This window comes from Stenotrophomonas sp. FBCC-B152, from assembly GCF_059134105.1.
In genome coordinates, this window is record NZ_CP101442.1 from 110517 (window position 1) to 126144 (window position 15628).

Consider the following 15628-nt stretch of genomic DNA (forward strand, 5'->3'; position numbering starts at 1 on the left):
CGACCCGCGAACCCCGATCGGTAGGTATCGACCGTTGGTCGATACCCGGCCAATCAAAACCCGTGCGTGATCGCCGCCGGGGTTGCCGCCGAATAATCCGCGTATGGATCATGCTCGCCGCTGCCGCCTTCGGACAGGCGGAACTTCAGGGCCAGGCCATCGCGCGAATCGGCCGCGCGCAGCGCCTCTTCCTGCTCGATGATGCCGTTCTTGGCCATGCGGAACAGGCACTGGTCGAAACTCTCCATGCCTTCTTCCAGCGAGGCTTCCATCGCCGGTTTGATCTCATGCACCTGGCCGCGGCGCAGCAGGTCGCGGATCATCGGCGTGTTGATCAACACTTCCGTGGCCGGCAGGCGGCGCCCATCCTGGCCCTTGACCAGGCGCTGGGAAATCACCGCGCGCAGGTTCAGCGAGAGGTTCATCAGCACGTTGCGGTGCGCGCTCTCGGGGAAGAAGTTGAGGATGCGCTCGATGGTCTGGTCGGCGTTGTTGGAGTGCAGCGTGGCCAGGCACAGGTGACCGGTTTCGGCGAAGGCGATGGCCGCCTCCATCGTTTCCGAATCGAGGATTTCGCCGATCAGGATCACGTCCGGCGCTTCACGCATCGCGTTCTTCAGCGCGTTGTGGAAGGCGTGGGTATCCAGCCCCACCTCGCGCTGGTTGACGATCGACATCTTGTGCTTGTGCAGGTACTCGATCGGGTCCTCGATGGTGAGGATGTGCCCGGTCGTGGTGCTGTTGCGGTGGTCGATCATCGACGCCAGCGAGGTCGACTTGCCCGAGCCGGTCGAGCCCACCACCAGCACCAGCCCGCGCGGGGTCATGATGACGTCCTTCAGGACCTGGGGCAGGTTGAGCTCTTCGATGCTGGGAATCTTGCTGCGGATGGCACGGATCACCATGCCGACCTCACCGCGCTGCTTGAACACGTTGACGCGGAAGCGTCCCGCGTCGGGCAGGGCGATGGCCATGTTGAGCTCAAGGTCGCGCTCGAACTGGGGCACCTGGCCCTCGTCCATCAGCGAATAGGCGATTTTCTTGACCATCCCGGGCGGCAGCCCGGTATTTCCCAGCGGGTACAGCTTGCCTTCGATCTTGATGTACACCGGGGCTCCGGTGGTCAAGAACATGTCCGAAGCGTTCTTTTCGGTCATCAGCTTCAGGAAATAGCCGATATCCATGCGAAATGTTTCCCCAACAATCGGCGACATGCCATTGCAAGCACGCCGCAGGCTTCCGACAATGGCCGCGCACCTTCTTCAGGCGAACGGCACCCCCAATGAATCCTAGCTTCGCACAAATGCGGCGTACCCCGTATGTAGTTTTGACGAGTTGCGTGATGGCGTGCGCATTCGCACTGGCCGGGCCGGCCCTGGCCCAGGACGGCGCGCTCGAGCTCATGCAGGCCCGCCAGGCCGTGGACAAGGCCACCCAGGCCGACGCCGACCAGTACGCCCCGGACCTGATCGCCGTGGCCCGCCAAGGCCTGGAACAGGCCCAGGCCGCCGCCAGCGACCGCCGCGAGCGCAAGAACGCCCCGGCCCTGGCCGTGCGCGCCACCGCCGATGCCGACCTGGCCCGCGCCCGCAGCGAGGAGGCCACCGCCACCGCCCAGCTGCAGCTGCGCCGCAACGAGGTGACCCAGCTCGAACGCCAGCTCGCCGCCGGGGAGGACCGCCGATGAAGCCTGCCGCCCTGCGCATGTCGCCGCTGCTGCTCGCCCTCGGCCTGGCCCTGTCGCCGCTGGCCGGCGCCGCCGAAGACCCGGCCGTGGCCCAGCTCACCCAGCGCCTGATGGCGATCCAGGCCAACCCGGATGCGTCCGAGCTGGCCGCCTATGAGCGCCTTCAGGCCCAGCAGGCCATCGCCGCGCTGGCCAACGCCAAGCGCCGCGACGTGGACCAGGCCCGCTACCTGGCCGACCGCCGGGTCGAAATCGCCGAAACCAGCGTGCGTGCCGCGCTGGCCAAGCGCGAAGTGAGCCAGCTCGAGCGCACCCGCAGCGACCTGCTGATCGAAGCCAGCCGCCGCGATGCCCAGCGTGCCCGCCAGGAAAGCGAGCGGCTGCGCGTGCAGGCCCAGATCCAGGCCGAGGAATCCGAACGCCTGCGCCTGGCCGCCGAAACCGAAGCGCTGGCCCGCCAGGATGCCGAAACCGCGCTGACCAGCGTGGCCGGCAAGCAGACCGCGCGGCTGAGCGCGGCCCAGCAGAACGCGGCCAAGCTGGCCCGCGAAGAGGCCGAGCTGGTCTCGGGCAGCAAGCTGCCGGGGTCGAAGTTCGACAGCCGCGGCGAGGTGTTCACCTTCGCCGGCGATGCCTTTGCCAGCGGCAAGGGCGCGCTCTCGGGCGGGGCCAAGGGCCAGGCCAAGGCGCTGGCCGAGTACCTCAACATCGGCAAGAAGGGCAGGGTCCGGATCGAGGCCTACGATGCCGCCGCTGGGGTAGGGCAGCAACGCGCCGAAGCCCTGCGCGATGCCCTGGTGGGGGCCGGCGTCAGCGCCAGCCGCCTGCAGGTCAGCGGCAAGAAGGCGGCGGCCACCAAGGCCCGCTCGGCCGAGGTCATCATCGCCCCCTGATCGCCGGTGTCATGACCAACGGTCATGAGCTACCCGGTTGCATTTATCGGTAGGTCACGACCGTTGGTCGTGACCGCGTCAGAATGACGCAACCTGCTGTTTTTGTTTAAATTTCGTTGAAGTGCGTGTTCAGCCTGAACCTCGACTGGCGCGCACCGGCGATTTCAAACGAAACCCTTGAACCGGCCCTTGGGCAGGCGTAGGGTCGATTGTCCGGGTGGCCTTCCGCGACCCGGACGATTGGAGGGCCGGGCCGATGCATCGAGGGCACGAACCAGAGCAGTCTGCAGGCCGGGCAACCCCGGTCGTGCGCTTGGGTTCTGCCGTGATCGCGGTGGATGCCGGCGCTCCTCCCGAAGCAACGCCCCGTGCCTCACCGGCCGGGGCGTTCTTGTTTGTGCTGTAAACGCGATAGGAGGTTCATCATGTTTGAAGGTCAGCCCCAGAGTGAAATCGACGCACGCCGCCAGCGTGATCCGGAATTCAAGGCGCTTTACGAACGGCACCAGAAGTTGAACAAGAAGTGTATGGATGCCGAATTGGGCGTACTTCCGATAGACGGTGTAACTCTGGGCCAGATGAAGCGTGAGAAGCTGTATGCCAAGCAGAAGCTGGAACGGCTGTACTCCTCCCCCCTGAATTGACGTTCCCTATGTGCCGGCCCACGGTCGGCGCCTGCCGCTGAACCTGCCGGCCCTGGCCGGCACTGCCAAACGCCGCGGGCGGCGTCCGTCTCCTCGTCGACGGGCGCCGTCCGCGTCGCTCTTTCCGGGGTTCCCGGACACGCATGGCGTGTCTCTACCATCTGTCGGATAATCGGGGGTCCGGCCGCACTGCGGCGCGAATCGATGTGACCCGATGGCAATCCACTCCTCCGTACTCGACCTCATTGGCAAGACCCCGATCGTCAAGGCCCAGCGCCTGGATACCGGTGTCTGCGAGCTGTACCTGAAGCTCGAAAGCGCCAATCCCGGAGGATCCATCAAGGACCGCATCGGCCTGTCGATGATCGAGGCCGCTGAACAGCGCGGCGATCTCAAGCCGGGTGCGACACTGGTGGAAGGCACCGCCGGCAACACAGGCCTGGGCCTGGCGCTGGTCGCCCAGCAGAAGGGCTACAAGCTCATTCTGGTCGTGCCGGACAAGATGAGCCGCGAGAAGATCTTCAACCTCAAGGCGATGGGCGCCGAAGTGCGCCTGACCCGTTCGGACGTGGCCAAGGGCCACCCTGAGTATTACCAGGACATGGCCAAGCGGGTGGCCGAGGAAACCCCGGGCGCGTACTTCATCAACCAGTTCGGCAACCCGGACAACCCGGCCGCGCACGAATTCGGCACCGGCCCGGAAATCCTGGAACAGATGGACGGCGACCTGGATGCCATCGTGTTCGGCTGCGGCAGCTCCGGCACCATGACCGGCCTGTCGCGCGCCTTCTCCACCCTGTCGCCGAAGACCGAACTGGTGCTGGCCGACCCGGTCGGCTCGATCCTGGCCGAATACATCAACGACGGCGTGCTCAACGACAAGTCCGGCAGCTGGCTGGTGGAAGGCATCGGTGAAGACTTCCTGCCGTCCATCGCCGATTTCAGCCGGGTCACCAAGGCCTATGCCATCACCGATGCCGAAAGCTTCCATACCGCCCGCGAGCTGCTGGGCAAGGAAGGCGTGCTCGGCGGTTCCTCCACCGGCACCCTGCTGGCGGCCGCGCTGAAGTACTGCAAAGAGCAGACCACCCCGAAGAAGGTGCTGGTGCTGGTCTGCGACACCGGCAACAAGTACCTCTCCAAGATGTACAACGACTACTGGATGCTGGACAACGGCTTCCTGGAACGCCCGCAGACCGGCGACCTGCGTGACCTGATCCTGCGCCCATACGGCCAGCGCGATACCGTGGTGATCGGCCCGAACGACCTGCTCACCACGGCCTACCAGCGCATGAAGCTGTATGACGTGTCGCAGCTGCCGGTGATGGATGGCGACCAGCTGGTCGGCATCGTCGATGAAAGCGACGTGCTGCTGCATGTGTATGGCGACGAATCGCGGTTCCGCGACACGGTCTCCACCGCCATGGTCAGCAAGCTGGACCGGCTGGACGTGAAATCGCCGATCGAGGCCCTGCTGCCGGTGTTCGACCGCGGCCAGGTCGCCATCATCATGGATGGTGGCAGCTTCCTGGGCCTGATCACCCGCATCGACCTGCTGAACTACCTGCGCCGCCGCGTCCAATAAGGGCGCGATGGCCGATGTTCGGCTCTGAACCTGTGTTTATCCGCGTCAACGGTTGATTAAGCCTGCGCTGATAGACTTCCGCTCCATTTAATGGGGGCCCCGCCTGGGGCTCTCAATCGCTGGGAACCCCCATGTCCGACCCTGCATCCTCCGGGCACACCAAGCGCTCGCTCGCCCTGGCCACGCTGGCCATCCATGGCGGGCAGTCGCCCGACCCGAGCACCGGCGCGGTAATGCCGCCGATCTACGCGACCTCCACCTACGCCCAGTCCAGCCCCGGCGAACACCAGGGCTTCGAGTACTCGCGCACCCACAACCCGACCCGCTTCGCCTACGAGCGCTGCGTGGCCTCGCTGGAGGGTGGCACCCGCGGCTACGCCTTCGCCTCGGGCATGGCCGCCACCTCCACCGTGATGGAGCTGCTGGACGCCGGCAGCCACGTGGTGGCGATGGATGACATCTACGGCGGCACGTTCCGCCTGTTCGAGCGCGTGCGCAAGCGCACCGCCGGGCTGCAGTTCGGCTTCGTGGACCTGACCGACCTGGCCGCCTTCGAAGCAGCGATCACCCCGCAGACGAAGATGGTCTGGATCGAGACCCCGACCAACCCGATGCTGAAGATCGTGGACATCGCCGCGGTCGCCGCCATCGCCAAGCGCCATGGCCTGATCGTGGTGGTGGACAACACCTTCGCCTCGCCGATGCTGCAGCGCCCGTTGGAAATGGGCGCGGACCTGGTCCTGCACTCGGCCACCAAGTACCTCAATGGTCACTCGGACATGGTCGGTGGCATGGTGGTGGTGGGCGACAACGCCGAGCTGGCCGAGCAGATGGCCTTCCTGCAGAACTCCATCGGGGCCGTGCAGGGGCCGTTCGACAGCTTCCTGGCCCTGCGTGGCCTGAAGACCCTGCCGCTGCGCATGAAGGCGCACTGCGCCAACGCGCTGGCCCTGGCCCAGTGGCTGGAAAAGCACCCTGCCGTGGAAAAGGTGATCTACCCGGGCCTGCCGAGCCATCCGCAGCATGAGCTGGCTACGCGCCAGATGAACGGGTACGGCGGCATTGTTTCGATCGTTCTCAAGGGTGGGTTCGAGGCGGCCAAGCGGTTCTGCGAGAAGACCGAGCTGTTCACCTTGGCTGAGTCGCTGGGTGGGGTGGAGAGCCTTGTGAACCATCCTGCGGTGATGACGCATGCATCCATTCCGGTGGAGCGCCGTGAGCAGCTGGGCATCAGTGATGCGCTGGTGCGGTTGAGCGTGGGTGTCGAAGAGTTGGGGGATCTGCAGGTAGATCTGGAGCGTGCGTTGGAGGCTGCCACCGTATGATGGGCAGGCGCATCGAATTGATGCTGAGCCTCACCGGCCGCGACATCAAGAAGAAGTACAAGGACTCGTTGCTCGGCGCATTGTGGGGCGTCTTGGTGCCGCTCATCATGCTGGCGATCTATACCGTCATCTTCGCGACGATTTTCAGTGCGAAATGGAAGGGGATAGAGGTGCATAGCAAGGTCGACTATGCCGTACTTCTGTTCATCGGACTGATCGTTTACAACTTCTTTGCCGAGTCGCTGACCCGGGCGCCCACCGCCATCCTGGCCAATCCCAACCTGGTCAAGAAGGTGGTGTTTCCGCTGGAGGTGCTGCCGCCAGTGGTCGTTCTTTCTTCGCTGTACAACGCTGGTGTTGCCACCGTCGCGTTGGCGGCCTTCCTGGCCTTCAGCAGTTTTGGGCTGCATTGGCAGATCGTGCTTCTACCGATCCTGGTCCTGCCCATGCTGGCCTTGACCATGGGTGTGACCTACCTTTTCGCCTCCCTGGGCGTGTTCTTCCGTGACGTGGATCAGATTGCTGGCCTGCTGGCACGCGTTCTTCAGTATCTGACCCCGGTGCTGTACCCATCGATCATCTTCCCGGACACGATCGGCAAGTGGATGCGGCTGAGTCCACTAGCGGTTTACGTGGAGCAGACCCGCGCGCTGATCGTCACCGGAACCCTGCCCGATTGGGGCCTGTACAGCTGGGCGGTCGCGTGGTCATTGGCCATCTTCTTCCTTGGTTATTGGTGGTTCCAGCGGACCCGGAGGGCCTTCGCCGATGTCGTCTGAAGATCTGGTTATCGATATCGAGAATGTCAGCAAGGTCTTCAACATCTTCGAGAAGCCTTCCGACCGTCTGCTGCAGATGCTGCTGCCGCGTCTTGGACGTATGCTGCCCGGAACGGGAGAGTGGTCGTCGCGACAGCGCGGGCGGGAATTCTGGGCTCTGCGCGACGTCAGCTTGAAGGTCAAGCGTGGCGACGCCGTAGGCATCATCGGCCGCAATGGTTCGGGCAAGTCCACGCTGCTGCAGATCATCGCCGGCACCCTGGCGCCAACGACCGGCAGGTCGCAGGTGAATGGGCGCATCGCTGCATTGCTGGAGCTGGGCAGCGGATTCAATCCTGATTTCACCGGGCGCGAGAACGTCATCCTCAATGGCATGATCCTCGGCCTGACCGAGCGCGAGGTGATGCAGCGGTTCGACGCGATCGCGGCCTTTGCAGACATTGGTGACTTCATCGACCAGCCGGTGCGGACCTACTCCAGCGGCATGATGCTGCGGCTTGCCTTCGCGGTGCAGACGCAGGTGGAACCTGACATCCTCATCGTGGACGAGGCCTTGGCCGTGGGCGATGCGCTGTTCCAGAAGCGGTGTTTCCAGCAGATGGAAGCCCTGCGGGCCAACGGATGCACGCTGTTGCTGGTTTCACACGATCAAGAGTCGATTCGCACCCTGACCGATCATGCGATCCTGCTGCGTGACGGTACGGTACGCGCCGCGGGACCATCCTCGGACGTCGTTCTGGAATATCGCAAGCAGCTTCACGAAGACGAGCGCGACTATTACGCGTCGGTCAGTGCGCAGCATCTCCAGTACGCCCAGAAGATCGTAGAGGCCCAAGCGGCTGTCGAAGAGCCGGTACAAGAGCCGGTGCATGAAGGCTCGCCTGTTCTTGGCGCGCGCAGCGACAAGCTCTCGTTTGGTGACTATGACTGCGTCGTGGAGCGCGTTCGCGTCTTCGACGGAGAGGGGAAAGAGTGCGCGTACTTCCTGCCGCGGGAGCGGGTGGTGATCGAGGTTACCGCCCGGCCAGTGCGTGACATGGACAAACTCAACGTCAATGTCCGCCTGCGCAACAAGGAAGGCGTGAAGCTCTATTCGTGGGGAACGCTCAACCAGGACGTGCAGACATGGGCAGAGGTTGGCAAAGACCATGCTGGCGTCTGGGGAACTACCTTCCGTGCGGACGAGCCCTTTGCTGTCAGGTTCGAGTTCGACTGCTCGTTGGGCATGAACTTTTATGAGGTGCAGGTTTCGGTGTCCGAGGAGCTCGAACGCTTCGGCGGCGCCCAGCGCATGCTGCACTGGCGCGATGAGGCCGCCTTCTTCCAGGTTGGCATGCGGCAAAAGGAATATACCTTTGGTGGCGTCAGCGATCTGCGCATGCGCGCGGAAATTGCAGACGTCGAATGAATCTTGGAGGTCCAGCAATGAATGTAATCCAGACCGCCGTTCAGTCCGCTCTCACGCCTTCTGCAGTGCGTGTTGCTGTGCAGCGGTTACGCACGTGGCTACCAGCTGGGCCGGTCGCCGTGTTGGGCGACGACGCACCGGGGTTGGTGCGCGGATTGCGCCAGGCAGGAATTGCGGTTCAGGGAGCCACCGTTGGCAAGCCTGCTGCGGCAGGCGTCATCTTGATCGAACATGCCGATGCCGCCGAGCTTGGCGCGCGTGTGCGACCCCTGTTGGCTGAGCTTGCCGGACCAGTGTGCCTGGTTGTCGCAGGCGATGCTGCCGCGACCGCCAACCGGGCGGCATGGGAAGCGGCCGTCATCAAAGCGGAGTGGCGCAAGCACCCACTCAACGAGCGGGTCGCGCCGTATGGTGAGTTGGATCGAATCACCGGTCTGCTGATGATCGCCTTCGAACGCGTACCAGACGAGGCCATCCTCAAGTATCCCTTGAAGGCGCTTGAGGAGGAACGTGACCTGCATACGGACATGACGCGCGAGCCAGGCCGGCGTTCGGATGCGCACATGACGCGCTATTCGCAGGCAGCGCAGTTCATCCGTCCAGGTGATCGTGTCATCGATGTCGCCTGTGGTCTCGGGTATGGATCGTACCAGCTGGCTCATAATAGTCTCGCGGCCTCGTTCACTGGCCTGGATGCCAGCGAATATGCGGTGGACTATGCCAATACGAACTTTGCGCCGGTCTCTCCCGCGCCGATGAAGTTCGTCGTAGGGGATGCACAGCACTTGTCCGACATGGCGGATGGATCGGCCGAGTTCGCCGTTTCAGTCGAGACGCTGGAGCACCTGCCCGAGCCGGATCGCCTGCTCGCAGAGTTGCACCGCGTGTTGACGCCGCAAGGGCGCGTGTATGCCAGCGTTCCGAACGACTGGTCCGATGAGACGGGGGAGGATCCCAATCCTTTCCATTTCCATGTATACGACTGGCCGCGTCTGGTGGCCCAGTTCCAGCGCAACGGTTTCATCATCGAGAAGGCCTGGTTGCAGGACGCTGGCGGCGGCCAGAAGCGGCATCTGTCAGCACGCTCGATGCTGGAGATCGATCCGGTGGCGGGGCCGCCTGGCGATGGCGAATGGCTGTTGGTCCTCGCGCGCAAGGCGGAAGCGCCGCGATCGAGTGAGGACGAGGTTCTTCAGCGCTGCCATGCCTTGCTTGCCGATGGTGACGGCGATAAGGCACTGGCGCAGCTTGAAGGCGAATTTGCTTCTCCCGACGCGTTGCGCCGCGCGCGTGCGCAGGTGATTGCCGCAATCCTGGCAAATGCCGAAGGCGATCAGGAATTGACGACTGCCCGGTGGACGCTCGCACGGGCGGCCGCACGCGATGCGCTCTCTTTGCCCGACAGCGAAGGCGAGGCCGCAGGGCTGCTGTCGCTGGCAGTACAGCAACTCCAAGAGGGCAGCGAAGCGCGCCCAGGTGCCTTCCAACGTCATTTGCTGACCTATCCAGCGATCGTTTCCGGCCTGCTCGGAGGTGACCTTCCGATGCCCTGCGATGGTGATGATCGCGGCGTGGTCTCCGGCCCGGGCGAAGGTGCCGAGCAGATCAGCCTGGGGTCACGCGACGTCCGCCAGCTGATGGAAGCCAAGGAGTGGCTGGACGGGAAGTACCATGAGTACACGCAGCGCATCAGCGAGCTGGAGCGCTACAACGCCGAGCTGGAACAGGCGAGGCACTGGTTGGACGGTCAGTACCATGCGCTGACCACGGAGATCCAGCGCCTCAACAAGATGCACGCACCGGCCACCGATGCCGGGGAGTGATGACAACCATGAGCGCATCCCACCCGAGCGACGACCCTGCCATAGTGTTGCCTCCGATATTGGCGGCCGACCTTGCTGAGCACTGTCTTCGTGCCGCTGGTCCGGGGCGCGTGCGCCTGGTCGGTGCAGAACTGGCTTCGCTGAAGCCAACGCTGTTGTCTGCGGGGTGCGAGGTCGAGCTCTCTACCGAAGCGTCGCCAGATGAATGGCCGGCCGATATGGTCATTGCTTGGGCGGAGGTGCCGGCGCAACGCGAGGCTGCGCTGAACCTCAAAGCATCGGTGCTGGTGCTGGCCGGTGCAAGCGAGCTCGCAGCAGAAGTTCCGGGGTGGGTCGAGCAGGCAGCAACCTGTGGCTGGAAACGGCACACTGCTACGTTCACACTGCATCCCGCGCCTGAAGAGCTCAGCGTATTGTTGCTTGCACGCGAAGGTATCCACGCGCACGGTGAGACCGCATTGCTGCACGCGAGCTACCATGGTTTGGCGGCCACGCTCGTGCGGCCCGGTGACGCTGTGCTTGCCATGGATGGTGGGCAGAACGACGACTGGCGGATTGTGCAGGAGCAGTCGCGCTGCAGCTGGCTTGGCGTCGTAAGCGATAGGCCGCCGCCGCCGCTCGGCACAGGCGTGCAGTGGATCGGCCGAGCAATGTGGGTGCAGGCGCCTCGATCTGTCGATGTTGTCATTACCAATGTGACGCTCGAACCCGGCAGTGAGTCGTCGCAGCTGGCGAGCGCCGATGATTCGCTGGTCCGAAGCGGGCGGCTGGTGATCCTTGTTACCCTACAAGCCGGTTGCGATCCCGAGTTCCGCGCTTTGCAATCCGCCTTGGAGCACGCTGGGCTTGCGGTGGACCGGATATGGTTCCAGCATCCATCGCGACCTGTCGGCGTGGACCAGTTCATGGAGGCTGGTCGCGACGCATCCGGGCGGATCGTGATCAGTTCCGATGCTGTCAGCGCAGCGAATACGCTGGTTGTAATGGCGGTGAAGATCGAGGGAGACGGAGTACCCCGGAATCCGGAAATCCATGCCCCCAACATTATTGCGTTCCAACGAGACTACATTGACGCCAGCATCGTCCGGCTTATCGTAGCCATGGGCCTGCGGTTGGAGTCGAGCGCTACGAGGCGGAAGCTGGCACGCCGCATTCTGGCGGACTTTCCGGCAGATTCGGCCGACTATGGGGCGGCTCTGTGCGTGCTCCTTTACGATCCTGTCGCGCTGGAGGGGCATCGTCGTGATGAGCTGCTGGATGCTGCCGAACGTTACCTGAGTAACCCGGCGACGAACCCGACGGCGCTGCGCTGGCAGGTGTCCCTCGCTTTTGCGGCAGCGTCGTTACACCAAGCCGAGGGCGACCTTGTTTCCGCGGCAGTGCTCTACGATAAGGTGCTCGACTTCGATGTGTTGAAGTTCAGCGCACTGCTGGGAACCAAAACGACCGCGGCATCGCTGCGTTTGGGGTGGATCCACTTCGGAAAGGGGCGTCTTGCACTTGCCCGCCAATCCTGGTTGCGTGGCTTGGATGAAGCGCGTCGCCTTGCAGCCCATCCGGACTGGACACAAGCTGTAGGAGACGCAGAGGCGCCTGAGACATTCGCGATGCCCGAGTTCGCTGCGGTCATGGATGAGGCTGGGTGCATTGCCTCTGCGTTGCGGTTGACCGCAGAAACCCCACTGCGCCCGGGTCTGGCTTGGCAATGGGCGCACCGTTCCTGGCAGGGGCAGCTTGCAGAGGCGCGCCTCGGTCAGCAGCGGCAGGAGGGCTGGTTGGAACGCCTTCAGAACGCCAAGGACTGGCTCGATGGCCAGTATCACAACCAGACTGCGGAACTCGCTCGTCGAGAGGAGTCGATCAACGCACTGGAAGCCACCACGCAAACGCTGAGTGCAGACAATGTTGGCATGCGGGCCGCCTTCCGGCTCGCACATCAGCACGCGGTCGCTGAAAAGTCCGCACTGCAGCAGCAGATACATCTCGCGCATCTGGCCTACCAGCAACAGTTTGAGGCGATCGAGGCGCTTACATCCCAGCATGAACGAACGTCGGCGGACCATGCGCGTCAGTTGGCTGAATTCATCCAGCTGTCCAGTGATCACGAAGAATTGATCGCCGCCTACGAAAGTCAGGCCGCTGCATTGGCCCAGCAGGCGGCTGCCCAAGAGCAGCTTATTGGGGCTGCCCAGGAGCTTAGTGAGAGAGCCGGCATGTTGATGGGTGGCATGCCGAAAGATCGCATCCCTGCAGAATCCATCGCTGAGGAAATGTCCCGGCTCTCGACCGCATTGGATCGGCTGCCACTGAAGGGCGTGGTTCGCAACTTGATTCGTGTATCGACCGCTATGTTGGGCAGGAAATGAGTGCGTGGCTGACCAGCTTTCATGAACCTGAATACCGCCGCCGGCTGGAACGTGTCCTCAACTGCCTCCTCAAGTCCAAGGCGAAAGTGCCGTTAAGGGTTGTCTACCGACGGCCAGCGAGCGCCGTTGTCGAAGATTCCATGTGGACAAGAGGTCATTCCGTCAGGCACGATATGCGGTTCAGGAAAAATGAGTCGAATTCGTTGATTGCGTCAGTGATGTATGCCCCCGTGGTCGGCAGGAGGCCGGTGCGATGAAGTACGATTTGAGCGTGGTGGTTACCTTCCACCGCGAGGGAATACTTGCCCATGCAACATTGCGAAGCTATCTGCTTTCGCGTACGCGTGCTGATGCGTCGGGTTTCAAGGTTCAGCTGATTCTGGTCATGGATAATGCGGACGCTGAAACGATCCGTTTTGTGCGCGGGCACCCCGATCTTCGGGGGGACGAGGTGGTGATCGATGCCTCGGTCGGCGACTCCGCGCTGGCAAGAAATGAGGGCGTTCTGCATTCACTGGGAACCTTCGTCTGCACGCTTGACGGAGATGACCTCATCAACCGCGATTACTTCCAGCGGCATATCGAATGCGCTCGTCAACATTCGGGAAAGTTCATTCTTCATCCGGAGCTGGTAGTCAGCTTTGGCATGTACAACGCCTTCAATTGGCAGATTGACCAGCGCGGACCTTACTACTCGCGCGAATCGCTTCTGCTGATCAATCCATGGATCAGTGCGGTTTTTGCTCGACGGGAAGTGTTCGACGAAATCCCCTACACAGCATGCTATCCCGGCTCCACAGGCTTCGGCTATGAGGACTGGTATTGGAACTGCGAAACCACAGCCGCAGGCTACGAACATCTGATCGCCCCGGCTACGGCGTACTACTACAGGCGCAAGTTCTCGGGTTCGGTCAACGAGGCCAGCAAAGCGCTGCAAGCCGTAATGCCTCCCAGCCGCCTCTTTGATTTTCAGGAAGCCAAATGATTCGCCGTCTTTTCAGGCTGGCCAGGCAGGTCAGCTATCGTCAACTTCTTCGCAATCCAAGGTCCGAATTGGGCAGGATCATTGCGTGGTTGGCGCGGCGAATGGGGCGTGTCGCAGACGTCACTGCGCATGGGAGCCCGCAGATGCCGGCGTGGCTGCAGGAAGAAACCATCGCCCTTGCGCATATCGAGCCGAATCTTCTGAGTGTCTACGGCGACGTGCGACAGTATCACCATTACGGCGTGCCGGTGATACCGAGGCCAGGCGAGCTGTATGACCAGTTGCTGCAGAAGATCGGAAGCAGCCGTTACAGCCACATCATGATCCTGCCTTGGCTGGTGCCTGGCGGAGCTGATCGCGGCGCGATCTATCATCTCAATGCATGGGCGGAGGTCGTGCCAGCCGAGAAGATCCTGGTGCTGACGACAGAGCCAAACGAGTCGCCATGGGCAGGAAAAGTACCCACAGGGGTAAAGCTTGTGGAGTTCGGGCGACTTCTCGGCGAGATGAACTTTGATACCCAGGTTCAGCTTATGGTGCGGCTGCTGGTTCAGTTGCAGCCGGAGACTGTCCACAACATCAACTCGCGCGTGGCGTGGCAGTCGATCAAAGTCGCAGGCTTGGCGCTGCGACAGCGCTCAACGCTGTTTGCTTCTCTGTTCTGCGACGACTATGACTCGAACATGGTTCCAGTCGGGTACGCGCGCAGCTACCTCCGGGATTGCTACCCACACCTGCAATCCATTTTCTGCGACAACAGCGTCTATCCGCGTCGTTGGGCCAGGGAACTTGGTGTTCCCGAATCCATCTTCTCAGTTCTCCCGTTCCCGTACGATCGGGAGTGGACCGAGCGGCCGAGCGCTTCCGAGGGCGAATCCCGGCTGCGAGTCTTATGGGCAGGCAGGCTTGATCGACAGAAGCGGCCGGACATCCTCGCTGCCATCGCATCCGAGCTTCCCGAGTTCGATTTCGACGTGCACGGCGTCGCCGTTGTGAGTAGCGGAGATCCTGCGGTGCAGTTGCTCCAGCGCCTGCCAAACGTTCACATGCACGGTTCATTCCTTCGCCTGGAGGATGTCGTGCAACCCGCCCACTTCGCGTATCTGCACACATCGGCGTGGGAAGGTGTGCCAACGATCCTGTTCGACGTAGCTGCCGCCGGACTTCCAATTGTGGCTCCGGATGTCGGAGGCATTCGGGATTTTGTCGAGGTTGACTGGCTTGTCGCGGACTATTCGGACGTCCGCGCGCAAGCGGGAAGGCTGAAAGATCTCAGTGAGTCTCCCGCACTGCGGATGCAGCGCACCACGGCACAGTACGCCCAGCTGCGGAATGGTCGCTCTTGGTCGGCTTTCACCGAGCGCCTTTCCGGCGTTGCCAGGTACCTGCCCGGCCATCATCCACCCGGAAGTACTACGTAACGTAGTACTTCCGAAGCAGGCGTGACAAATACTCCTCATCAAACCGGATGCCGAGTTCGGAAGCGACTTCCTGGCACAGCCTGCTTTCAATCGGAAATGGCAGGCTTTCATCGACCGTCGTGAAATCAGCCTTCAACCCCAGCACTTCCTCAAACACGCGGACAATCCGCAGCATGGTAACGGATCGCCCTGCAGCGATTGACTCTGGCTGGCCGCGCTGAATCAAGCCTTCTTGGATCATGTGGGTTGCGATCGCGGCCACATCATCCACATCGATCAGATTCCTCTCGGCGCCCGACCACAGCTCGAACGGCAGCCCATGGCTGATTCGATCGAACAGGAAGTTCGTCAGCGTATTCGGGTTGTGCGACTTTCCCACCACCTGTGGAAGCCGAAGCACAATTCCATCATGGCTCAGCACCAAGCGTTCCATTTCCAGCTTGTGCCGGAAATAGGGGGTGGGTGATTGGCGAGCGTTGGCGACAGCACAGCTGCTGAAATAGACCAGCCGTTGCCCGCCACCAAGCGCAGAGCAAAGCAGGTCGCTCTCGCGCGCAAATGCTTCTGGCCTTGATTCAGCCGAGTTTGAAACGCCCGAGGCGAAGATCAGGATATCTTCATCGTCGGAAAATGCCGAAGCGAATGCATTTGCCAGAAGTCCGGAGCCGTAAATCATGGCGCGGGCATATCAGGAACATGGCAGAGCTTACTT

Annotated in this window: 13 protein-coding genes; 11 read left to right on the top strand and 2 right to left on the bottom strand. The window is 62.5% G+C overall.

Annotated features, from left to right (window positions below):
* Positions 1-53: 53 nt before the first annotated feature.
* On the bottom strand, positions 54-1184 hold the full coding sequence (locus tag NMB40_RS00510; protein ID WP_282245433.1) for a PilT/PilU family type 4a pilus ATPase: 1131 nt from the start codon (positions 1182-1184) through the stop codon (positions 54-56).
* Between the two features lie 98 nt (positions 1185-1282).
* Between NMB40_RS00510 and NMB40_RS00515 the strand changes: the two genes are divergently transcribed.
* The 11 genes from NMB40_RS00515 (at position 1283) to NMB40_RS00565 (ending at position 14916) form a co-directional block, all read left to right on the top strand.
* Positions 1283-1687, top strand: a complete 405-nt coding sequence (locus NMB40_RS00515) for a DUF4398 domain-containing protein (RefSeq protein WP_282245431.1) — start codon at positions 1283-1285, stop codon at positions 1685-1687.
* The gene (locus tag NMB40_RS00520) at positions 1684-2580 is read left to right on the top strand and encodes an OmpA family protein (protein WP_282245429.1); all 897 of its coding nucleotides are present in this window, start codon (positions 1684-1686) and stop codon (positions 2578-2580) included. The genes NMB40_RS00515 and NMB40_RS00520 overlap by 4 nt, the downstream gene beginning before the upstream one ends.
* Positions 2581-3005: 425 nt before the next feature.
* A complete protein-coding gene (locus NMB40_RS00525) occupies positions 3006-3224 on the top strand; it encodes an HP1242/YdcH family protein (protein ID WP_282245428.1) in 219 nt (72 codons plus the stop codon).
* Between the two features lie 214 nt (positions 3225-3438).
* Positions 3439-4809: a pyridoxal-phosphate dependent enzyme gene (locus NMB40_RS00530; protein WP_282245426.1), complete on the top strand. Its 1371-nt coding sequence runs from the start codon at positions 3439-3441 to the stop codon at positions 4807-4809.
* A gap of 131 nt (positions 4810-4940) precedes the next feature.
* Entirely contained in the window at positions 4941-6134 is a 1194-nt protein-coding gene (locus NMB40_RS00535; RefSeq protein WP_494359800.1) for a cystathionine gamma-synthase, read from the top strand.
* Positions 6135-6154: 20 nt separating this feature from the next.
* Complete coding sequence (locus NMB40_RS00540; protein ID WP_494359801.1) at positions 6155-6913, top strand: ABC transporter permease; 759 nt, start codon at positions 6155-6157, stop codon at positions 6911-6913.
* Positions 6903-8321, top strand: coding sequence for an ABC transporter ATP-binding protein (locus NMB40_RS00545; RefSeq protein WP_494359802.1), 1419 nt, complete (start codon positions 6903-6905; stop codon positions 8319-8321). The genes NMB40_RS00540 and NMB40_RS00545 overlap by 11 nt, the downstream gene beginning before the upstream one ends.
* A gap of 17 nt (positions 8322-8338) precedes the next feature.
* Positions 8339-10144 (top strand): class I SAM-dependent methyltransferase, encoded by a 1806-nt coding sequence (locus NMB40_RS00550; protein ID WP_494359803.1) that lies wholly within the window; start codon positions 8339-8341, stop codon positions 10142-10144.
* Between the two features lie 8 nt (positions 10145-10152).
* Complete coding sequence (locus NMB40_RS00555; protein ID WP_494359804.1) at positions 10153-12510, top strand: hypothetical protein; 2358 nt, start codon at positions 10153-10155, stop codon at positions 12508-12510.
* Positions 12511-12763: 253 nt separating this feature from the next.
* Entirely contained in the window at positions 12764-13495 is a 732-nt protein-coding gene (locus tag NMB40_RS00560) for a glycosyltransferase (protein WP_494359805.1), read from the top strand.
* Positions 13492-14916 (top strand): glycosyltransferase family 4 protein, encoded by a 1425-nt coding sequence (locus tag NMB40_RS00565; RefSeq protein WP_494359806.1) that lies wholly within the window; start codon positions 13492-13494, stop codon positions 14914-14916. The genes NMB40_RS00560 and NMB40_RS00565 overlap by 4 nt, the downstream gene beginning before the upstream one ends.
* Here the strand turns inward: NMB40_RS00565 and NMB40_RS00570 are convergent.
* A complete protein-coding gene (locus tag NMB40_RS00570; RefSeq protein ID WP_494359807.1) occupies positions 14909-15592 on the bottom strand; it encodes an NAD-dependent epimerase/dehydratase family protein in 684 nt (227 codons plus the stop codon). The two genes, NMB40_RS00565 and NMB40_RS00570, sit on opposite strands and share 8 nt — an antisense overlap.
* Positions 15593-15628 lie beyond the last annotated feature (36 nt).